The sequence below is a fragment of the Anabaena sp. EIM26 genome, from assembly GCF_057568715.1.
This window is the reverse complement of record NZ_CM172472.1, coordinates 4,905,760-4,928,063: the sequence shown is the minus strand read 5'-3', so window position 1 is coordinate 4,928,063 and position 22,304 is coordinate 4,905,760. Positions and strand designations below refer to the sequence as shown.

The window sequence follows — 22,304 nt, the reverse complement described above, 5'->3', positions numbered from 1 at the left end:
AGGCAGACAATAATTAATTTTTCCCATCTTCCCATCACCAATTACCTAATTACCAATTTCTTGACAAAGGGCATCAAATTTGTTAACAATTATAGTTTGTGGAAACTTTACCATTTAATATAATCTCTTGGCTAACGTCATTGTCATAGGCGCTCAATGGGGCGACGAAGGAAAAGGTAAAATAACTGACTTACTCAGCCGCTCCGCAGATGTGGTGGTACGTTACCAAGGGGGAGTTAACGCTGGACACACAATAGTAGTCCAAGGTCAGACTTTTAAGCTGCACTTAATTCCCTCTGGTATTCTGTATCCAGATACTGAGTGTATTATCGGCTGTGGGACAGTCATAGATCCACAGGTGCTGATAAAGGAACTCGAACAACTAGAAAAACTCAATATTTCCACTGCTAATCTGCTGATATCTCAGACTGCTCACGTTACCATGCCTTACCATCGGTTGATTGACCAGGCATCAGAGGAGCAACGGGGAACTCATAAAATCGGCACCACTGGTAGAGGAATTGGGCCAACCTACGCTGATAAATCTGAGCGTACAGGTATCAGGGTTTTGGATTTGATGAACCCAGATGAACTCCGTGAGCAGTTGGAGTGGACGATCAATTATAAAAACGTCATTTTAGAAAAGTTGTATAATCTGCCACCTTTAGATCCTCAAGCAGTAATTGCGGATTATTTAGGGTATGCAGAACGCTTGCGTCCTTATGTTGTCGATACTTCGCTGAAAATATACGATGCGATTCTTCGACGACGCAATATTTTGTTTGAAGGCGCACAAGGTACACTGCTCGATTTAGATCATGGAACTTATCCTTATGTCACTTCCTCTAATCCCGTAGCGGGGGGAGCCTGTGTTGGTACAGGCGTAGGGCCAACGATGATAGATCGGGTAATTGGGGTGTCTAAAGCCTATACAACAAGAGTTGGTGAAGGGCCTTTTCCCACCGAACTTCACGGAGCAGTGGGAGAATTGTTGTGCGATCGCGGTGCGGAATTTGGGACAACAACAGGCAGAAAGCGCCGCTGTGGTTGGTTTGATGCAGTCATTGGTCGCTATGCAGTCCGTATTAATGGTATGGATTGTATCGCTATTACCAAACTTGATGTTCTCGATGAATTAGAGGAAATTAACGTTTGTGTTGCCTATGATATAGATGGTGAACGGTGTGAACACTTCCCCACCAGCGCTCGTCAGTTTGCCCGTTGTCGTCCCATCTACAAAACTTTACCAGGATGGCAAGTGTCAACAACTGAGTGCCGTTCTTTGGAAGAATTGCCAAAGCAAGCACTAGACTATCTTAAATTCTTAGCAGAATTAATGGAAGTCCCCATTGCGATCGTCTCCTTAGGAGCCAGCCGCGATCAAACCATAATTGTAGAAGACCCAATCCACGGGCCAAAACGCGCTCTATTGCAACCAGACGGAACACCAGTTTCTTTACTGAGTACTGAGTATTGAGTACTGAGTTGACAACTAACCACTAACAACTAACCACCAACAACTACTATGGCTATTACAGTTGAATCTCAAAAGCGTCCAGAAGGCAGCAAACCAAAAGCTTTGCGTCGTTCTGGGTTAATACCAGCTAATTTGTACGGTCACAACGGTATTGAATCAATTTCTCTAGTACTTGATGCTAAGGTCGTTGAACGCCTGCTTAAACAAGCTGCTCCTAATAAAACCGAAATTGAACTCAGCATCCCAGAATTGGAGTGGAATGGTAAAACTGTGCTTCGTGAAGTTCAGATTCACCCAGCTAAGGGTACACCATACCACTTGAGTTTTTTTGCTGCTAAAAACTAAAGTTTAAGTATCAATTATTGCTTTTATAGCACTGATTTTTTTTAATAATTGCTGATTAAACCAGGTTAACCCCTGGTTTTTTTGTTAAGCTATCAGCGTCACCTGAGGTCGGTGTTAGGAGTTTCTCCTATGCCTACGGCACGGCTTCGCCGAACGGAGACGCTACGCGAACGGAGTTATGATTTTTAAGAGCGAGAGAATAAGGGTTTGAGACTCCTACTGGGGGCGAGTCTTCCACAAATTATCTTATGTCGAACTCAGGTAAGTCCAAAATTACCACTGCGAATGCTTGTATGCATTTAGCTAGATTCGTCTGCGGTTAAAAATTAAACATCATGTTATGCAAATGAAGATAGGTTGTATTATTTACAGTAAATTAAATAGCCTCATACCAATTTTGGATTGGAGATTTTGGCTGAACCTAGATTTTAACAGCCCTTAACCTTTACTGTTCCCGGAATCTCATCCAACTTAAGTTGGTATAATTATTCGTCCCAATTCAAGATCCAACATCTAACACTGATATCAATCCTATGACAGAAGCCACTCTGCCAGCTTTAATTCAACAAATGTTACAACCAGGATTTTATCCCCATGCGGTGACAGAACCCATTCAACTGATTCAAACTCATGTTTCTTATGTGTTGCTAACTGGTGATTATGCCTACAAGCTCAAGAAGCCAGTGAATTTTGGTTTTTTAGATTATTCGACCTTAGAAAAGCGATCGCATTTTTGTCAGGAAGAATTGCGGTTAAATCAGCGGGGAGCCGGTGAATTATATTTAGAAGTTGTACCTGTGGCTTTGGTAGGTGAGCAATATCAGCTGGGAAATACAGGAGAAACTGTGGAATATGCCCTCAAAATGCGTCAGTTTCCCCAAGAATCTCTGTTTAGTGAACTTTTTGCCCAAGGTAAGTTAAATGAAATGCACTTGGAAGAATTGGGACGGGTAGTAGCCCAATACCATTCTCAAGCTCAAACGAATGATTACATTCGCAGTTTTGGAGAAGTCTCACAAGTGCAGTTATCTATTAATGAGAATTACACACAAACTCAAAATTATATTGGTGGCCCTCAAACCCAAGAACAGTTTGCACAAACAAAAGCATATACTGATAACTTTTTTGCCCAAAGACCAGAATTATTTACTAGCAGAATTGCTGATAACTACATACGCGAATGTCATGGTGATTTGCATCTGAGAAATATTGCTTTGTGGCATGACAAAATTATGCTGTTTGACTGCATTGAGTTTAATGAGCCGTTTCGCTTCGTTGATGTCATGTATGATGTGGCGTTTACGGTCATGGATATAGAAGCACGAGGACGTAAAGATTTAGGTAATGCTTTTTTGAATGCTTATGCTGAACAAACTGGAGATTGGGAAGGTTTGCAAGTATTACCTCTATATTTAAGCCGTCAAGCTTATGTCCGGGCTAAGGTGACATCTTTTTTATTAGATGATTCAAGTGTACCTGCGACTGTGAAAGAAGAAGCTGCCAATACAGCATCTGCATATTATCGGCAAGCGTGGGAATATACTAAACCTAAGCAGGGAAAAGTAATTTTGATGTCGGGGTTATCAGGTTCTGGCAAAAGTACGACAGCTAGACATTTAGCCCGGCAACTGGGGGCAGTTCACCTGCGTTCTGACGCTGTACGCAAACATTTGGCAGGAATTCCTCTGTTAGAACGTGGTGGTGATGAAATATATACACCCGAAATGACTGATCAGACTTATGGCAGATTGTTGAGACTAGGGATTATATTGGCTAAACAAGGTTGGAGTGTAATTTTAGATGCCAAGTATGACCGCCAGCATTTACGAGAAAATGCGATCGCTCAAACCCAACAATATCAATTACCTCTACAAATTATTCACTGCACAGCACCTCTAGAAGTATTACAAGAGCGTCTTGTTAACCGCACGGGTGATATAGCTGATGCCACTGCTGATTTATTGGTATCCCAACTTAACCAGGCTGAACCCTTTACAGACAAAGAACAACCCTATATTAAAATATTGGATACAACTCAATCTCAAGAGGCACAATTACAAGAAATAATTCGTAATTCGTAATTATCTCGTTCCTAGTCTCTGACTAGGAATGCTATCACAGAGACTCTGCCTCTACTCTCATTGATAGCGACGTTATCAGCAAACCCTAAGAGGTTGTTTTAAAAGTTTTTGGCTGTGATTTTAGGAACTTATTTATCCCTCCTAACCCCCTTTTTAAGGGGAATTTAGGAGGATTTAAAATTCTTTGCTACATCACTAATGACTTTTCAAGTATCCTCTAAGTTGACACCAATGAGCATTGCGCTTTCCTGACTTCTTCTGTATCAATTACTTTGACACTTTAAGTTTTGAGTTTTTAATTTTTGCGCTATGGCACCTAACAAAAATATCCTCAGTGAAATATTATCATCTTCGCCAAATTTCTTTTCTCAACTGGTATTCGGTTTCATTTTAACCATTATTGCCAATTTTGCAGGAGCCTCTCTCATCCTGAGTTTGTTCATAGGGATTATGGGTGGCGTTACTTTAGGATGGTTCACAACAGTAAACGAAAATAACCCTCAGATACCAGATGTAGCTTCTAATGATGGCATAGATGCAGCTTTAAAATACTGGTTATTTTTTATGTTTAGCTGTTTATTTTTGGGTTATCCCGCGCCAATCAGTATCTTATTTGGAGGAATTGCTGCTTTAGGTGGCGGTTGGATTATTGCTTGGTGGAGAAGTAAGGAAACAACTAGAACTCAGCTATTAGATGATATTTTAGAAGCCAAAGTAGAAGATATTGAACAACCTAGCCAGAGGACAATTAAAAGGAATAAAAGATTATCTACTCGCCGTTATCGTCGCACTAGTGGAAATTTCAATTTTCGGTTTTGGCAAAGAAAGTAATTGGTAGCAGGGAGGATGAGGAAGATGGAGAGGTTAATAACCAATTACCCAATTACGAATTATGAATTATGTTTTTATATCTTTCTAAACTACTGCCACTGTTTTTTTATCCTTTAGGATTAGCTAGTATAAGCTTGATAGTGGCTTTGGTGACGTTGTGGAAACGTCCACGTATTGCAGCGATCGCAATTTCTCTATCTTTAATTTTATTACTCCTGTGCAGTAATGCCTGGGTGGCTAAGTTTTTGGTGCGATCGCTAGAATGGCAAAATATCCCCCTTACTCAAATACCCAATGCCCAAGCTATCGTGGTCTTAGGTGGTGCGACTAAATCAGGTGGGTGGCCTCGTCCGACTGTTGATTTAAGTGAATCTGGAGATAGGGTTATTTATGCGGCTCAACTCTATCGGCAACAAAAAGCGCCTACAATCATCTTAAGTGGTGGTCGCATTGATTGGCGTGGTAGTGGTTCTCCAGAGTCAACAGATATGGCCAGCATTCTCACATCTATTGGCATACCAGCCGAAGTAATAATTGAAGAACCAGATTCTTTAAATACCTATGAAAATGCTGTAAATGTCCGTAAAATTCTGGAAGCTAGGGGTATAAAGAAGATATTATTAATAACTTCTGCCATGCATATGCCGCGATCGCTCAAAATCTTTCAACGTCAAGGCATTGATGTCATTCCTGCACCAACCGACTTTTTAGTTAGCAGAGGCGAATTTCAAGAAATCACCAACACTCCCAAAGCTGCCATACTAAATTTATTACCTGATACTAATAATTTGCACCAATTTACCAACGCCTTAAAAGAATATATTGGTAGTTTTATCTACCGTTTACGCGGCTGGTTATAATTCCTTACCTATTACCTATTACCTATTACCAATGAGTAAAGAATTACCATTTATTGTCCCATCACCTCAATCAGAAGTTGACGAAACCTTTAGCAGCTACCAAACAACCCACCAGTTTTATCATGAAGTTCAAACACGTTCTGAATTTGAGCGTCATTGCCAGTGGTATTACACAACAGCAGCCCAGAATCGCCGAGACTTAGAAAAAATGCGCGGCGAACTGAATATTATGCAGTGGTTTTGTCGCCGCTAATGAATTACAGCATATTGCCAATAAAGGAGGTAAAAACTGAAAATCAAAAGCCAAACATCAAGCGGATTTCACTCCTGACTCCTGACTCCTGATTCCTCCCGTATTTAAATAACCTCTAATTCATCCTCGCGTAAATGAGCTTTAAATTTTTTACTAAACTGAACTAAAAGCGGAAAGTTAGCACTCACCGGTCTACCTTGCCATTGAGTGACAATAGCAGCAATTTCGCCTTCTGTACCTTTGAGATCAAAAGCCTGGCTGCGATGCTCAGGGTGATGATAAACTATAACCGACTCTTTAACGCGGACGCGATCGCCAACTTTCATAACATTATTTATACCTAGCTTTTGCTCTTCCACAACTATCTCCACAGCCATGACTCATTGTATCTATTGAAGGTAGACGATTACTGTTACCAAGAGTCAGATGGCCATCTTCAGCGCCAAGCGGACTCAATGACTAAAATTGCCTCGCCTGGTTGATTTTACCATATCTCGGCAATGGCGAAATATTTAGCTTATTTGCGTTCAGGGCAGATTGTTTGTACATTTTGGGGAAGTTGCCGACAAATCTGCCCAAAAGATTGGGGATGTAGTTGCAACCAAGCAAATAAACCTAGACCTGTACCCCCTACCAGTAAAGCCAACAATCCTCCCAACATCACCAGACGCTTACCCAAATTTGTTTGTTTGACTGGAGTGGGTGTTGATTCTTCACTCAGATCCAAATTCAACAAAGCTTGTGAACTGTCTGCTAATTCTATTTCTGGAACTTCTATTTCTGAAGTTTCAATTTCTGGTGCGGTTATTTCTGATTCCTTGGTTTCAACAGGTTCTAAAACCATTGGTGCAGGTTTTATAGGCACTAAATATGCTTGGGAGATCCGGCAAAGAGTCAGCACAACTGATGTATTATCTTGACCATTTTTTTCATTTGCCAGCTTTACCAATTTTTGGGCAGCATCTTCCACAGACAGCCTACCAGTTAATACTGGAATAGCGTAATCACGCCAAGATTTTTCTACCCAATTATGATCACTTAAACCATCGGAACAAAGTAACAAAATTCCATCTTCTTCTAAAATAAATCGCTGGATGGAAAAGTGCAGAGATTCGGCTTCTTTAGTTCCTAATGCTTGGGTAAGGGCATTAGCATTGGGTGTTTGCATTGCTTGACGATATAAACTCTGTCCCAGTTGGACTTCCCGCGTTGCTAAATCATCATCTATTGTTAATAATTGGCAATAGTTGGGAGTTATCCAATAAGCGCGACTATCACCAACATTAGCTAAATAAAGTTCATGGGTATTGTCTGATTCCCACCCAGCATTTGTAACAATTCGTTGCGGTAATTGTACAGCCATGACTAAAGTCGTCGCCATGCGTTCTCTACCTTGGCGGTTTTGTTCGTCATTGCGTGACCAAATCATATTATTCACTACCCTCAAGCTGGCTTCTAGTTGTTGCTGTAACAAATCAGGTGAAATTACTTCTTTTTGTTCTGCTACATCTTTTAACCAAGCACGGATTTGTAACTTCAGCGATTGCACTGCCAATTGACTAGCAACTTCGCCACCTTCATGTCCGTCAATGCCATCACAAACGATTGATAATTTGGCCTGTAAATATTTATCTACATCACTAGAACTACTAGGGTAGCAGGCATCCTCATTATGTTTCAGAATAGGGCCTGTATTTGTCACTCCTGCAATTGTCTGCATTAATGGCAATTCTGCTGCTGATGCTAACAATAGTTGATTGAGTTGATCGCTAATTGTGGCTAAATCTACCTGACTGTGGCACATTTTCTGGATGATGTTGCCTAAGCCTGTAGCAATTTCTGCCTTTGCCACTAATACCCACGACAGCCAAGATTCACCCAAATCTTGTAAAGTTAGTTTTTCTGATGTTTGGTGCAGTTCTAAAAGGCGTACACACCAACCTTGAACAAGTAAGTTCTTTGGTGACAGCAAGCTTGCGGCTACTCCCAATTCTGATAAAGGTGTCCACAGTTGGAGAATTTGCCATAGCCAGTAAAGTTGTCTAACTGCCTTTGCTTCTTCCCAGACTGAGGTAATAATGGGGTAGAGATTTCCTGTTTCATCTATGGGTGCATTTTCTAACAACAAAATATTATGGGTTTCTTCTGTTGAAGAACTAGTAAATCCGTAGGGTTGAGGAATGTGTAAGCGTTCTGAATATAATTTTAGGTAGGGAATAACTTCTGGAGGTAATTCTGAGGGTGTTTCCGGTGGTAGTGCTGGTTGAGTATCTAGCCAAATCTGCTGTGTAATTACTTCATATCTGTCTGCAATCTTGGTTTGAGGGAGTATTTTTGCGGCTACTGGGCCAGTTGCCCAAACATAGCGGTAAGTTAGAGGAGTTCGACAACTGGCACAAACTTTATCTCCAATTGAGTTAATCGGTTGATTACAGTCTGGATTTGGACAATGAATGATTTGTTGAGTAGAAAGCATAATGTATAAATTATTAAGAATAAATTTACGTTAAATTAATGTATCAATGAACGGAACGCTAGAATAGACTATATTTTTATAACGTTGGCGATGACTTGTTACTTAAATTTAATCAAAAATTTGGTTGTTCGAGATAGCAAGTTTTGATTTCGGTAAATTATCAGTGTCTGATTGTATCTAACTTTAGATATGGATTTGTTAATTAAATGAGGTGTCTAGGATGACGCTATGCCAACTTTTACTGTAATTTGGCTACTGGCAGGATCGGTTCTGTGCTTAATGGAACTTTTTCTACCAACGGCTTTTGTGGAATTCATGATGGGAATTAGTGCCTTTGTCGTGGCGCTATTGTCTTACTTGGGTTTGGGGAATGTATGGCTGCAAGTTGTTATTTGGCTGTTGTTTTCTAGTCTGCTGGTTGTTTTTTCCCGCAGGTTTCTGCAACCACAGAGACTCAAGTCAAAAATTACTGATGCAGTGATAGGAGAAACTCTAACAGAAATTCCGGTGGGACAAACAGGTCGGGTACTATACGAGGGAAATTCTTGGCGAGCAAGATGTGATGATGACAAACTCAGCGTACCACCATATCAAAGAGTTTATGTTGTTAGACGAGAAGGAACTACGTTGATTGTGATGCCAGAAAATATTTTGCATTCGTAGTTCTGAATTTACTTACTACTCAGGAGAGTTATCAAAATGAATGAGTTTTTATTGTTACTTGCTTTAACGTTTGGTGGCGGGACTGTTATATTCAAGTCGGTAAGGGTGATTAATCAGGGTGATGAAGTCTTGGTGCAAAGTTTGGGTCGTTATAAGGAGAAACTGGGGCCTGGCTTAAAATTTATTAATCCTTTTTTAGATAGCATTGTTTACAAACAAACTATTAGAGAAAAGGTTTTAGATATTCCACCACAACAATGTATTACTCGTGACAATGTTTCTATCAGTGTTGATGCGGTAGTTTACTGGAGAATTGTTGATTTGGAGAAAGCTTACTATAAGGTAGAGAATCTCCAGGCGGCAATGGTGAACTTGGTGCTGACGCAAATTCGCTCGGAAATGGGACAATTAGAGTTGGATCAAACTTTTACTGCCCGCACCCAAATTAATGAACTGCTGTTAAGGGAATTAGATATTTCTACTGATCCTTGGGGTGTGAAAGTTACGCGGGTGGAATTGAGAGATATTGTTCCATCTAAGGCAGTGCAAGAATCAATGGAGATGCAAATGACGGCGGAGAGGCGGAAACGAGCCTTAATTTTAACTTCTGAGGGCGATCGCGAATCTGCTGTTAATAGTGCCAGAGGTAAGGCTGATGCCCAACTTTTAGATGCAGAAGCCCGTCAAAAATCGGTGGTTTTGCAAGCGGAAGCAGAACAGAAGGCAATTGTATTAAAGGCGCAAGCGGAACGCCAGCAACAGGTTCTCAGGGCGCAAGCGATCGCAGAATCAGCAGAAATAATTTCCCAGAAAATCAAAAATAATCCAGATGCATACAAAGCAGTAGAAGTGATGTTTGCTTTAGGTTATCTGGATATGGGCGCAACAATTGGTAAGAGCGATAGTAGCAAGGTGATGTTTATTGATCCGCGCACTATTCCCGCTGCCTTCGAGGGTATGCGCTCTATTGTCTCCGATGTACCCACCGATGCCAATCCCCTATTTGGTAGAGAAATTCCCAGAGATAATAACCGCGCTAGTTAGGGCTTGCTGAAAAAGTCTTTCCGTTAGGGCTAGGAGTCAGGAGTCAGGAGTCAGGAGTCAGGAAGAAGAATTAGAAGGAGATCAGAATATTCTCATTACGAATTATCAATTTCTTGATTTGTCTGGCATTGGTTACATAAGCCAAAAAATTCTAGGGTGTGGTAGAACACTTTAAATTTATGGCTGGACTGTAACTCGATTTCTAGTTCATGGACGGGACATTGATGAATTGGTATGGAGATGCCGCATTGTAGACAAGTTAGGTGATGTTTATCTTGCTGGGTTAGGCTGTAGAGGGCTTCACCGTTACCCAAAGTCCGTACTTGTACTTTACCTTCAAGTTTGAGGGCTTCCAGTGAACGGTATACCGTTGCTAAACCCATATTTTGACTACGGTTACGTAATTCTATGTACATATCTTGTGCAGAAATACCTTGTTTAATGTTTTTTAACAGGGTTAAAATCCGATCTTGACTGCGGGTGCGTATGGATCTCATACCAATTTTAGATTTTAGATAGATAATTACTGGTATCATAGACAACCCTTAAAGATTGGCATCTGTGATATCAGTTTTTTTATTGACTAACTGATAGATTAACTCTAGCTGCTGTGTGATTATATTTTCACTCAGTGGAAGCAAAAAGTTATAGTATAGCGATCGCAGCATTCAGCGAAAAGCCTCATGCAAAGAAAGTATTTAGCTAAAATTTTCGTGACGCTTCGTCCTTCGGTTTTAGATCCTGCTGGTGTGGCTGTACAATCTGGCCTGAAGCAAATGGGATTCGATAACGTTGAACAGGTGCGTATTGGCAAGTACATGGAAGTTACTATCATCTCACCTGATGAACCGAAAGCACGTCAAGATATGAATCAAATGTGTGAGCAAATGTTAGCAAATCCGGTGATAGAAAATTATCGCTTTGATTTGATTGAAGTTGAATCACAAACCGGAGTGTTCTGAAGTTGGTAATGGGTAATAGGTAATAGGTAATTGGTAAAAACTTTTGCCTTCCCTAATTTCCTATTCCCTGTTCCCTGTTCCCTGTTCCCTGTTCCCTTGTAACCAATGAAATTCGGTGTTTTAGTTTTTCCAGGGTCTAATTGCGATCGCGACGTTGCTTATGTCACTAGAGACTTGCTAGGACAGCCAACGCGCATGATTTGGCATCAAGATACTGATATTAGTGATATAGATGTGGTGATTGTCCCTGGTGGCTTTAGCTATGGGGATTATTTGCGTTGTGGTGCGATCGCTCGTTTTTCGCCTGTGATGCAACAAGTGATTGAACACGCGCAAAAAGGTAAGTTTGTCTTGGGTATTTGCAACGGTTTTCAGGTATTAACTGAGGCTGGATTATTACCTGGGGCATTAGCTAGAAATCAAGATTTACATTTTATCTGCGATCGTTCTCCCCTCAAAGTTGAGCGTAATAATTTACCTTGGACTCAAGGTTATGCAGAGGGTGAAATTATCACTTTACCCATTGCTCACGGAGAAGGGCGATTTTATGCTGATAAAAAGACTTTAGCAGAAATTGAAGATAACGGACAAGTTCTATTTCGCTACCAAGGGGAAAACCCCAATGGTTCATTAAACAGCATTGCCGGGATTTGTAATCTGCAAGGTAATGTTTTAGGAATGATGCCACATCCAGAAAGAGCAGCAGATAAAGCGTTAGGAAATAGCGATGGTTTGCGGTTGTTTCAGGGTTTATTGGAGAAAGTCGCAGCTTTGGTGTAAAAGATACCCGGCTTCTTAATGGAGTCGGGTATCTTTATTTTTATTCTGTATTGACTTGTCAAGACGCAAAACCTTATTATTTTTACAATGTAATTTTAAAAATAACTACTAAAGGTGCAGATGAACAGAATAGCAATAAATCCAGACTTAGCCAATGTGGATTATACTGATTTATTAACGAAAATCTTACAAGTTTTAAAAGAAAAGCAAATATTTAAAATTTCCGAAGACAATAAAAGGGTATTAATTAACATCAACGAAGTGGTCAATGAAGTTATTAATTTAAACCCATATAATCCTTTAGGAAATGAAAGATCAGTACGTGCTGCTACCCTGAATTTCAGTGCTAATTCGCAAGAGTTATTTATTGCACAAATTAAAGAAATTGCAATTTATATTCAACATCAACTAACAGCAGCTATTCAGAAAAACCCCGGAAATCAATCAATAGATAAAGCTGCATTTATCAAAAAAATAATGATGGATTTGCAGACATTTAAAGGAGAATATACAAAAGACGAGAAAACGAAAATACCCCTTTTAGATTTTACCTATCCATTTCCTGCGGCGATAAATCTAAAAAAGCAGAAATTAACCGTCAATAAAACTGAAAATAGCAAACAGAAACAACTCTTAAAAGCGTATAAAGTCAAAATTTCTGTAGACAAACCCCGTGATTTCCAATCATCCTTATTAACAGGAATTAATAAATATATTGATGTAAACTTCGCTGATATAAATTCTCAGGATAAAGAAGATTTGGAAGATATTATTGAGAATTTAGCAAAAAATACCAACTCTGATATTTACAGTCTACAAAACCTAGTTAACCAAGAAACATTAGGAAAGCTGAAAAAATTAGCCAAGATTAAATATTTAGAATTTCTCCTCGAAAACATTGATGAAAATGTTCAAGGTAGAATATATTTAGAAGACTTAATCAGAAGATTGAAATTATTAGAAGATTATATTAACGATAGTAATAAAGCAGATGGAGATTATCAAGTAAACTATGGGGGAATATCCGTTAATTATCAAACGATATTTTCCCGCAGTGAAGCTTATGATATGTTACCTATTATTCCCAATATCGAAGGTTATTTAGGAGAAACAGAAGATCCAAATAGAGAGAAAATAGAATTTACCTTTGGGGTAAAAATGAAATTTGACGGAAAAGTACAAGCGTATGGAGGTAAAACAGTTTTTGATTATAATCTAAATCTTTTAGATCCTGATAGTAAAGAACATCAAATCGAAATTGCAGATGATTCTAAAAAATTCACCTTTGTGAATAAAATATTGAAGATTGCATTTTTGTATTATTTCATATTTGCATCTCGTCAAAACCCGAAAGCAGAAAATTACCATCCCCAAACTGAGTTAGAATACAATCCGATTGAGAAATTTGAAAAAGATGTATTACCAATATTAAAAAGTAGTGATGATGAAGCAAAAAGTAAACTATTTAGAACTTGGATAGTTGGGTTTAAGACATTGAACGTGAGGGAAAAAATCAAAACTCTCAAAAAAGTCTTAACAAATTTAATTAAACGTGAAACTCCATTTCCTAGCAGACATTATCCTGTACACATTTCCGTCAAGAACAGTATTTTAGAAAATGATATTGATACCATAAACGAGAGAGAAACAATATTTAAAGATGCGTTGCGAAGAAACTTTAAAGACTGCTTGAAATACATCAATTTAGGAAACGCAACCACACAGAAAAACCTACTGATCACTCTTCCAGCACAAATAAGTATTAGTGAACTTCATTTTTTAGAGACAGAAGATCAAGAAAGCTTTGATATGGAATATGATATTCCTCAAGGTATTGGGTTTTTACCTGTAATATTTTTAGCGATGAAAGAAGGGGGTGAATTTTACAAGAAAAACTTACAACATCGTCAACTGCTAATTTTTACCCATCGTTCAGAAACAGAAAAACTAGAATCTCACCAAGAAATTATTTACAAAATTGCATATAGCTTACTTGCGTATATTTGTCTTCACATCATCTTAGAAAAACAAACTAAGATATTTATTCCTCTTTTAAGGATACATCTGAAAGAAAAAACCGATAACGCACCAATAGAAAAATTCATAGTTTCCTTAACTAAGGTATTATCACACTTATTTAATGATGGATATCGCAGTAATGAACAGGGAATAGTTATTACTAACCCTAACAAAATAAAATTTAAAATTCCTAATGTTCTTAGTTCGTTGTATTCCGTTGTTCCCAAAAAATTCATTTTATCTAAAACTGATAAGTTTGAATTTCAGGAACTTGATAAACTTGCGATCATCGTAGTTTCTAGTCGAGAAAGTGATAGTTGTTGGGTAACAAAAGCGAAAAAATCTAACCTGATGGGTGAAATTATTACCTTACAGATGGAAGCTAACAGTGCAAGATTTCAACTTTTCAAAACCTTCTCAGAGAACTTTGATGATCATGAAAAAATGTTTGAATATCCGACCGTAGTAGTTGATAATGTAGACAAACTTTATGAAAAAGGGTATAGACACTTTATTTATATAGCAAAAGTTCCCTACAGCAGCACATTACATATTACCCAAACCGCAAAAGATGAAGAATTGTTTTTCATGTCTAAAAATGTCATTACCGCATTAAAAAAAGAAAGACATGATATCAAAATTTATCCAATGTTTTTTGAGAAATACTACGCAGTCAAAGTTTCAGGGATTGAATCTACATCATTATATATTCAGGATACCCTAGAACTTACTAATTTAGCAGAAGATAATAACAAACAGGCTGTGATTTTTTTCAACTTATTTAATGGTTTAAAAGTTGCGGATGAAGTTAATTATCATGGAGTCATGTCTTATGCGACATTATTAAACATCTACGATGGAATTTTAGATGATGAAGATATTAGGAAAGGACTGATGTATGATCACAGTCAATTAAAAAATGAAATTTTGCAATGTTTAACCTTATTTCATTTTTCCCGCTATGAAAAATCAAGAGATATTCAATTAAAATTAGATCCCTATCAAAATTTAATTGGGGATGAGTCAGTGAGTCAAGTTGCGTTATTTCCCCATAGTCGTATGAAAGGGAATTTTAACTCTCTCGCTTTTTTAACCCACATCAAACAAATACTCAATAAAAAAGAATAGTTCGTAGTGAGGACTTCATTCCTCCTTCTTGATGAAACCCAGGACTCAAGTCCTTACTACAAATAGGGAAAAAGATGACAGCAAAAATTGCGGATGACTTGGGAAGGTTATTTGAGGTAGGTTTCAATATTGGAATCTTATCTTATATTCATAAAAATAATCTCAAAAATCGGTTTGGTAATTTATATCGTCATGAATTAGAAAATATCAAATTTGCTAAAATTAAAAAACGCATCATTGATAAAGTTGTGAATGAGGTACATCAAAAAATAGCTAAAACTTGGTGTCAATTTTTTGTTCAAAAGGGGTTTTTATGCGGTTTAAACTTTTTTCGAGAATATCTTAAATCTCTTGGATGTGATGAAAAATCAAATCTGCAAAATTTAGAACTTCTATATTATCAATGTTGTTTTAACGGAAATAACAGCATGGGTACTCATAATATTGATGATAAACAATGGTTTAAAAAACTTCTTTCCCAGTTTGAGGAATTAGAATATAGTTCAGATTATATTGATAGATATAAAGGTACGGGTGATTTTCTCAATGCTGATACTTTGATATTGTTGAAATATAAACGCAAATATCGGGTTTTGTGTCTTGATTTGTCGGTATTTTCTATCCACACTGATGAAGAGATGGAAGATATTGACTATGTGGAAATTATACGAAGTTTATTATTACGAGATATCAATTATTTACGTTCTAAAAGTGTGTTTTCTAATTTACGTATTGATACCGAGTCTTTAGGTTTAGATTTTTCCCCAGGTTTAAAGGAATATTTTACAGCTTTTAAATATCAGGATAAGGAAAGTGCAAAATTAATTCAAGCTGCTGGTTATATTTATAGTTTCTGTCAGTTTCTCCAACAAACTGCGGTTATTCCAGATATTTCTAAATTAATTTGTAATGCGGTAGGATATAGCGATCGCTCATTTAATACTATCTCTATTCAAGCAGATAATCTCGAAATTTTCCACACTTGTTATCAAATATATAAAACCGATGCTTCTAAAAAAGAACAGAAAGAAGAAATTAGTCAAGCACGTCATCGGGTTTTAGATCAAATCAAACGTAACGCATACAGAAGTTTTAATCAAGGAAAAGAATTTGTTAACTCACTTTTTAAAATAACTCCCGATACCATCAATATCTTACCACGTCACACAGAAACAATTAGCGATTTTTATAACTCCGTCGCAACAGTACCACCAGAGTTAATTTCTAGTTTAAACTTAACGGGAAATCATAATTTTCGACAAGCGCATAATGAACTAATTAAAAAATATCTCCTTTCTGAAAATACCTACATTTTCTTAACTGGAAATCCCGGAATTGGAAAAACTACCGCTATCGTTGATTTTCTCCAAACATATCAAGATGATGGGTTCCTTTTATTATACGTTAGTCCCCGCAAACAAGTCAATCTTGACATCATTGAAAAATTCAAAGTTCGGGAAACTGGGAAATTAGTTGATGACAGAATTTTCGCTATCAATACCAACAGTAACTTAATTCAAGATAACTCCGGTAAACTCTCCGTTGCATATACATCAAACCAACATCAAAATGATTTCATTTTAGGAGATGTTCATTTTCTCAACAGCGAAAATGTAGATAGAAAAGCCAGACGTAAAGATAGACTTGAACATATTACTGATGATACCTTTCAAGATATTGGACAAAAAACTAAAGGAGTTTTGAACAGTATTTGTGAAGCTTTGTATAACCTCATCAGTTGTGAACAATATAATCAAATTATTGCTACTGCTTCCACACAATCATTGAAAAAAACAGACTATGGTGATACTTTAAAACATTTAGAAAGAATCTTTCGTGATGCATATAGTACCCCAGAGAATAAAGTCTTTCCAGCCAAAATGCGAAATATCTCCCGTCGTATTAAACATCTATTTATTATGATAGATGAAATTACTGGAGATGAAGGAGGGGTAGAATTTTTAGATGGAATTCAAAAAATTGTTAAGCGTTTCCAGTTAACAAACCCAGAAAATGGTTTTAATACTAAAATCATCGTTGCTGATGCTTCCATCGTTGATAAAAATGTCATTTGTCAACATTTAGAAGACATTTCACCCGAACCAAATAAAATTTACTTCCGCAAAGCAGAGTCAAATATTCAACCTCTATCTGTAGAAAGTTTCACTTTTAAAGGTTCACCTGCTATCATTATTAATACTAACACCTATCCTGCAAAAAGTTTAACAATTAATTATCAAATTATTATTGAATCTTGTCGATTTAGCGATAGAGTTAAATTAAAAGATAAATCTGATTTAGAAAAAATATCTCAGGAAGAAATTTTTAAAGATATTCAAAATCTAATCCAAAATTCTGATGTTGAACAATTTATAGTTTACATCCAGAGTAAACCCAAATTATCAGAACTGATTGATAAAATTCAAGAAAAATTAGGAACAGAGAACTTTAGTAAAAATATCCATTATCTAGAAATACACGCGAACATCTCAGAAGCGGAAAAACAAGAACTCAAAAAATATCAAGAAAGTGTCAAAGTTGTTTTCATGACTGCTTCAGGAAGTCGCGGTTTATCCTTCCCCAAAGCAAAACATATCTTGGTGGAAATTCCCAAATTTGAGATTGAAAAAAACCTGATGGAAATTATTCAGGTAATTTACCGAGGAAGGGGAAATGATATTATAGATAATCAAGATAAATACCTGACCTTCTATTTAGCTGAACGTTCTATTTATTATCAAGATGAACCGCAAATTTCTGTACAGGAAAGCGTTTTAAGTTTATTAAATCTCCTCTTAATTCTCAAAGCTTCTATCATGACAAGAATACAAGGTCATGGTAAAATAGGAAGAAAAAATTATCTGCTTATACCCATTGGTGGAAAATCGGTTTTTGCTGCGGGAGAAAGTTTTTCTAGCAAAATCGAAAATCTCATTAAGCAATTGAAAAAAGAATACAATATCCACAAAAGTCACACATCATTAAAACAAGCTTATACCAATTTAGAATTATTGATGGGAGAAGGTGATTTTCTAGTTTCTAAAAATACAGAAGAAAGTTATTTAGCTATTCGAGAAAATTTCAACAGCAAATTTTTAGAAGTTGCGAAAAACTTTGATAAATTACTGGATTTTAAACCTCTGGAATTAGGGTATATTAGTGGTGGTTTATTAATAGTACCTAGTCAAAACATCCAAGAATCTTATCAAATGCGATTATTAGATATTCAAAAATATGCAAATGCAGAATTATGGAATAATTTAAAAAGCATTAGTAGAAATCAAACCTACCCCGAAAGTTTGACTTATGCGGTAAAAGACGCTATGGAATTAGTACAAAGACTCAGAAACTCAGCACCAAAAACCCAGAACTATATTCAAGAAAGTCATCATCCTGATCAATATTACGCTTTACCATTATTTGCATTTATTAGTGGTGAAGTGATGAAAGAATATTTTGAAAGTAAAATAGAAGAATCGGAAGATCAGCGATTTAAAGATATTTTATCTATCTATATTCGGTCATTATATCCCGTCGATAATGTTTTACCTATAGGTCATAATTATAAAGAATTTCCCTTTGTGGTGTTTAGAAGTTATAGCTTAGAAGAAATTAGAAACAAATTGTTTACAGAAAAATATTTGTTAAACTCCCAGGAACTAAATGTACTAAATTTAATTCTGTCTCAATAAAACTGAGACAGCTAACAGTTTCAAGATTACCTATCTTATTCTTTCTTCGCGCTCTTTCCTTCTCTTCGAGACGCTACGCGAACGCTTCTTCGCGGTTCATTTAATCCGTATTCTTTTCATGGGGAGAGAGTAAAAAACCAGTATTTGAGTTTACAAGCGTAGGTACTGAAAGTATACCGCAAACCCAGAGGCAGAGAAACTGATATACGATCGCTCTCTAGGCTAATATATAAGAAACGTCTTAATTTTTCATAAACTTTAATAATCTATCACTGGCAAAACAAACGATGGCAGCAGACTATCCAAACATTGATATTGCGCCATTTATTGATCACTCGCTCCTGTTACCGATTACTACCCCAGAACAGATTGAGCAATGGTGTGAAGAAGCATACAGGTTTAACTTTGCAACAGTTTGCATACAACCCTGTTATGTCAGGCAAGCAGTTGAACTCCTCCACAACAAAAACCCCAAAGTCTGTACAGTCATAGGCTTTCCCACAGGTTCCACAACTTCAGCAGTCAAGTTCTATGAAACTCAAGAAGCATTGGAAAATGGTGCATCTGAGTTAGATGTCATGATTAACTTAGGCTGGTTGAAAGCTGGCAAAACCGAGGAAGTTCACCGGGAAATTGCTACAATTTGTGAAGTAGCTGGGCAGTGTGTCAAGGTAATTTTAGAAACTAGCCTACTCACAGAACCAGAGAAAAGAATAGCAGCAGAACTAGCTATGGATGCGGGTGCAGCTTTCTTAAAAACTAGTACAGGTTGGAACGGTGGTGCAACGGTGGCTGATGTGAAACTGTTGAAAGAAATCGCCAAGGATAGGGTAGGAATTAAAGCATCAGGGGGCATTCGCACCCACAACGATGCCCTCGACTTAATCATGGCAGGTGCTACAAGATTAGGCACATCTCGCGGTATGGATTTGCTCCGGCAGCGCAATCACGTAGAAAAGGAAAAAAGTGAGTAGTCAGACAATTTTGGATTTTAGATTTTGGATTTTGGATTAATTCCACAGATAAATCCGCAGGCTTGTACCATCAAGTAATCACTGGTCATTAGAATTGTCCGTTGTCATTTATTTTGCTAATGACTAATAAATAATGAGTAGAACCTACAAAGCAACTGGCATTAATCTCAAAACCCAAGCACTAGGAGAGTCAGATAAGATAGTGACAATTTTAACCAAAGAATTCGGGTTAATTCGGGCGGTTGCTCCTGGGGCGCGTAAACATAACTCCAGCTTGGGTGGGAGAAGTGGGATTTTTGTAGTTAATGAATTATTGATTTCCCAAGGAAAAATCTTAGGAAATGCTACACCAACACTCGATAAAATTACTCAAGCGCAAACTATAAAAACTTATCCAGGTCTAACCAAAGACTTGGGAAAATTAGCTGCTAGTCAATATTTAGCTGAAATAGTCCTCTGTCAAGCTTTAAGCGAACTACCCCAAGCAGAACTTTATGAGTTACTAGATGAACACCTCCAGCGGTTAGAAGCCTTACCCAAGAGTCAAGGATTCGCTGTTGTCGCACATTTGGCGCATGGAGTCTTTCAATTTTTAGCTTTAGCAGGACTCACACCCCAAGTCCAAATCTGTGGCTTAACCCAGCTTCCTGTCACCCCAGATTGGACAAATCCCAACTGGCAAGTAGGATTTAGTGTGCCGACAGGAGGGATAATTAACTTAGAGGCTTGGAAAAGCTTACGCTCAGAAAGGGAGAAAGGAAAACGGGAAGATGGCGAGATCAGGAAAAAAAGTTCTCCCAATCCCCAATCCCCAAGCTATGAAACGGTTATCCATCAGCAAGACCTCCCCACAATTTCTAATCGTCTGAATGCAAAAGAACTGTTTATGCTTCAATATTTGTCGCAAACAGAGATAATGCAAATAGAGGCAGCCTCAGATTATGGCTGGTTATCTATTGAGCAGATTTTGCGACAGTACACTCAGTATCATTTGGGTCGTCCTATTCGCTCTGCTACCTTGATTGATTCTTATTTTGCCGCCAACCATGATGCAATCGTCTGATTTGGATAAAAAAATCCTGCCTCTGTCACCCAGTCAAGCTAAAAACAATAGGGTATCAGAGAAGACAACACCCCATCAGCCCAGTGCTGTTTCCCAACCTGACCTTAATTCAATCAATAACCAAGAAATATCCCGAACAGATATTTCTCAGGACAAAAATGGAAATGTAGAAGTTTCATCTACTAATGTACCTACACCATTAGAACCACAATTTCAAACTAATGGCAAAGGTAATTCTACTCAAGAAATTCTAAAAGTAGTAACCCAACCAGAAACGACACAATTAAATGGATCTGGTGTAGGTGGGGGGAATACATCAAGTAATATTCAAAAACAAGGGTTTTTACCTGTATTAAAAAACCCGAATTTCCTCGCACTTTGGGGTGGGCAAGTTTTTTGTCAGCTGGCTGATAAAGTATATCTGGTGCTGATGATTGCTTTGATTAATACCCAGTTTCAAAAGGGTGATCAGAGTATCAGTGGTTGGGTATCGGCTTTAATGATGGTTTTTACCATTCCCGCAGTCCTGTTTGGTTCTGTGGCTGGTGTGTTTGTAGACCGCTGGTCAAAGAAAGTTGTCTTGGTAGCAACTAATGTTTGGCGGGGTATTCTCGTGTTGGTAATTCCCTTGCTGTTGTGGTTAACCCATGATTGGCAACCTGTGGGAGTTTTGCCAGTGGGTTTTTTGATTATCTTGGGTGTGACTTTTTTAGTTTCTACGTTGACACAGTTTTTTGCACCAGCAGAACAAGCAGCAATTCCTTTGATTGTGGAAGAACAGCATTTACTTTCGGCTAATTCTCTGTACACAACCACGATGATGGCATCGCTAATTATCGGGTTTGCTGTGGGGGAACCACTGTTGGCATTAGCTGATGGACTGTGGCTAAAACTGGTAGGTAGTGGTGGACTGGGTAAAGAGGTTTTAGTGGGTGGTAGTTATGCGATCGCAGGATTAATTTTACTCCTACTCAACACTAAAGAAATACCCCATCCTCCAGAAACTGAATTTCCTCACGTTTTCTCTGACTTGCGAGACGGTCTCCTTTACCTCAAAGAAAATCATCGCATCCGCAATGCTCTCGTACAACTCGTGATCCTCTTTTCTGTCTTTGCCGCTTTAACAGTTATCGCTGTTCGCATGGCAGAAATTATCCCCAACTTGAAAGCCTCACAATTCGGCTTTTTACTCGCATCAGGGGGAGTTGGCATTGCTGCTGGGGCAACAATTATCGGTCAATTTGGCCAACGCTTTTCCTATCGGCAACTTAGCTTTTGCGGTTGTCTAGGCATGGCAGCATCTTTGATAGGTCTGGGAATATTCACAACCCAGCTATGGATAGTGATGTTGTTATTGTCTCTTGTTGGTCTATTTGGCGCTTTAGTAGGTATCCCCATGCAAACCGCTATTCAAACAGAAACCCCCCCAGAAATGCGTGGCAAAGTGTTTGGTCTGCAAAATAATGTTATTAACATTGCCCTTTCTCTACCCTTAGCATTAGCTGGTGTAGCTGAAACCTTTTTTGGCTTACAGGTAGTCTTTTTGGGATTAGCTGTAATTGTCTTTTCAGGAGGTATATTAACTTGGTATAACTCTCGTGATTAGTTATTAGGCTGAAAATCATCTATAACTTAGTGAAACCTTTGGTTTTCGTG

Annotated in this window: 18 protein-coding genes; 15 read left to right on the top strand and 3 right to left on the bottom strand. The window is 37.9% G+C overall.

Annotated features, from left to right (window positions below; translation table 11 throughout):
• The first annotated feature begins 127 nt into the window (after positions 1-127).
• The 6 genes from AC012T_RS21425 (at position 128) to AC012T_RS21400 (ending at position 5,847) form a co-directional block, all read left to right on the top strand.
• A complete protein-coding gene (locus AC012T_RS21425) occupies positions 128-1,477 on the top strand; it encodes an adenylosuccinate synthase (RefSeq protein ID WP_487060703.1) in 1,350 nt (449 codons plus the stop codon).
• A gap of 48 nt (positions 1,478-1,525) precedes the next feature.
• Positions 1,526-1,822 carry a 50S ribosomal protein L25 gene (gene rplY, locus AC012T_RS21420; protein ID WP_487060702.1) on the top strand — a complete coding sequence of 99 codons (297 nt, stop codon included), beginning with the start codon at positions 1,526-1,528 and terminating at the stop codon, positions 1,820-1,822.
• A gap of 533 nt (positions 1,823-2,355) precedes the next feature.
• Positions 2,356-3,903, top strand: coding sequence for a bifunctional aminoglycoside phosphotransferase/ATP-binding protein (locus AC012T_RS21415; RefSeq protein WP_487060701.1), 1,548 nt, complete (start codon positions 2,356-2,358; stop codon positions 3,901-3,903).
• A 309-nt stretch (positions 3,904-4,212) separates the two neighbouring features.
• Positions 4,213-4,734, top strand: a complete 522-nt coding sequence (locus AC012T_RS21410) for a hypothetical protein (protein WP_487060700.1) — start codon at positions 4,213-4,215, stop codon at positions 4,732-4,734.
• 68 nt (positions 4,735-4,802) lie between these two features.
• A complete protein-coding gene (locus tag AC012T_RS21405) occupies positions 4,803-5,594 on the top strand; it encodes a YdcF family protein (RefSeq protein WP_487060699.1) in 792 nt (263 codons plus the stop codon).
• Between the two features lie 31 nt (positions 5,595-5,625).
• Entirely contained in the window at positions 5,626-5,847 is a 222-nt protein-coding gene (locus AC012T_RS21400) for a hypothetical protein (RefSeq protein WP_487060698.1), read from the top strand.
• Between the two features lie 104 nt (positions 5,848-5,951).
• Here the strand turns inward: AC012T_RS21400 and AC012T_RS21395 are convergent, their stop codons facing one another.
• Positions 5,952-6,224, bottom strand: a complete 273-nt coding sequence (locus tag AC012T_RS21395) for a ferredoxin-thioredoxin reductase variable chain (protein ID WP_015215888.1) — start codon at positions 6,222-6,224, stop codon at positions 5,952-5,954.
• 140 nt (positions 6,225-6,364) lie between these two features.
• Complete coding sequence (locus AC012T_RS21390; RefSeq protein WP_487060697.1) at positions 6,365-8,323, bottom strand: PP2C family protein-serine/threonine phosphatase; 1,959 nt, start codon at positions 8,321-8,323, stop codon at positions 6,365-6,367.
• Positions 8,324-8,551: 228 nt separating this feature from the next.
• On the opposite strand from AC012T_RS21390, the gene AC012T_RS21385 reads away from it, so the two are divergent.
• A complete protein-coding gene (locus AC012T_RS21385) occupies positions 8,552-8,986 on the top strand; it encodes an NfeD family protein (protein ID WP_015215890.1) in 435 nt (144 codons plus the stop codon).
• Between the two features lie 36 nt (positions 8,987-9,022).
• Positions 9,023-10,030: an SPFH domain-containing protein gene (locus tag AC012T_RS21380; protein WP_487060696.1), complete on the top strand. Its 1,008-nt coding sequence runs from the start codon at positions 9,023-9,025 to the stop codon at positions 10,028-10,030.
• A 95-nt stretch (positions 10,031-10,125) separates the two neighbouring features.
• On the opposite strand, the gene AC012T_RS21375 is transcribed toward AC012T_RS21380, so the two are convergent.
• Complete coding sequence (locus tag AC012T_RS21375; RefSeq protein WP_487060695.1) at positions 10,126-10,527, bottom strand: Fur family transcriptional regulator; 402 nt, start codon at positions 10,525-10,527, stop codon at positions 10,126-10,128.
• 186 nt (positions 10,528-10,713) lie between these two features.
• Between AC012T_RS21375 and purS the strand changes: the two genes are divergently transcribed.
• From purS to AC012T_RS21340, 7 genes are all read left to right on the top strand, one after another.
• Positions 10,714-10,992, top strand: a complete 279-nt coding sequence (gene purS, locus AC012T_RS21370; RefSeq protein WP_487060694.1) for a phosphoribosylformylglycinamidine synthase subunit PurS — start codon at positions 10,714-10,716, stop codon at positions 10,990-10,992.
• 105 nt (positions 10,993-11,097) lie between these two features.
• Positions 11,098-11,772 carry a phosphoribosylformylglycinamidine synthase subunit PurQ gene (gene purQ, locus AC012T_RS21365; protein ID WP_487060693.1) on the top strand — a complete coding sequence of 225 codons (675 nt, stop codon included), beginning with the start codon at positions 11,098-11,100 and terminating at the stop codon, positions 11,770-11,772.
• A gap of 120 nt (positions 11,773-11,892) precedes the next feature.
• On the top strand, positions 11,893-14,919 hold the full coding sequence (locus tag AC012T_RS21360) for a hypothetical protein (RefSeq protein ID WP_487060692.1): 3,027 nt from the start codon (positions 11,893-11,895) through the stop codon (positions 14,917-14,919).
• A 74-nt stretch (positions 14,920-14,993) separates the two neighbouring features.
• Complete coding sequence (locus tag AC012T_RS21355) at positions 14,994-18,611, top strand: helicase-related protein (protein WP_487060691.1); 3,618 nt, start codon at positions 14,994-14,996, stop codon at positions 18,609-18,611.
• Positions 18,612-18,898: 287 nt separating this feature from the next.
• Positions 18,899-19,585 (top strand): deoxyribose-phosphate aldolase, encoded by a 687-nt coding sequence (deoC, locus tag AC012T_RS21350; protein ID WP_487060690.1) that lies wholly within the window; start codon positions 18,899-18,901, stop codon positions 19,583-19,585.
• 133 nt (positions 19,586-19,718) lie between these two features.
• Positions 19,719-20,648, top strand: a complete 930-nt coding sequence (gene recO, locus AC012T_RS21345) for a DNA repair protein RecO (protein WP_487060689.1) — start codon at positions 19,719-19,721, stop codon at positions 20,646-20,648.
• On the top strand, positions 20,635-22,254 hold the full coding sequence (locus AC012T_RS21340; protein WP_487066692.1) for an MFS transporter: 1,620 nt from the start codon (positions 20,635-20,637) through the stop codon (positions 22,252-22,254). Before recO ends, AC012T_RS21340 begins: the two co-directional genes overlap by 14 nt.
• The last annotated feature ends 50 nt before the right edge of the window (positions 22,255-22,304 follow it).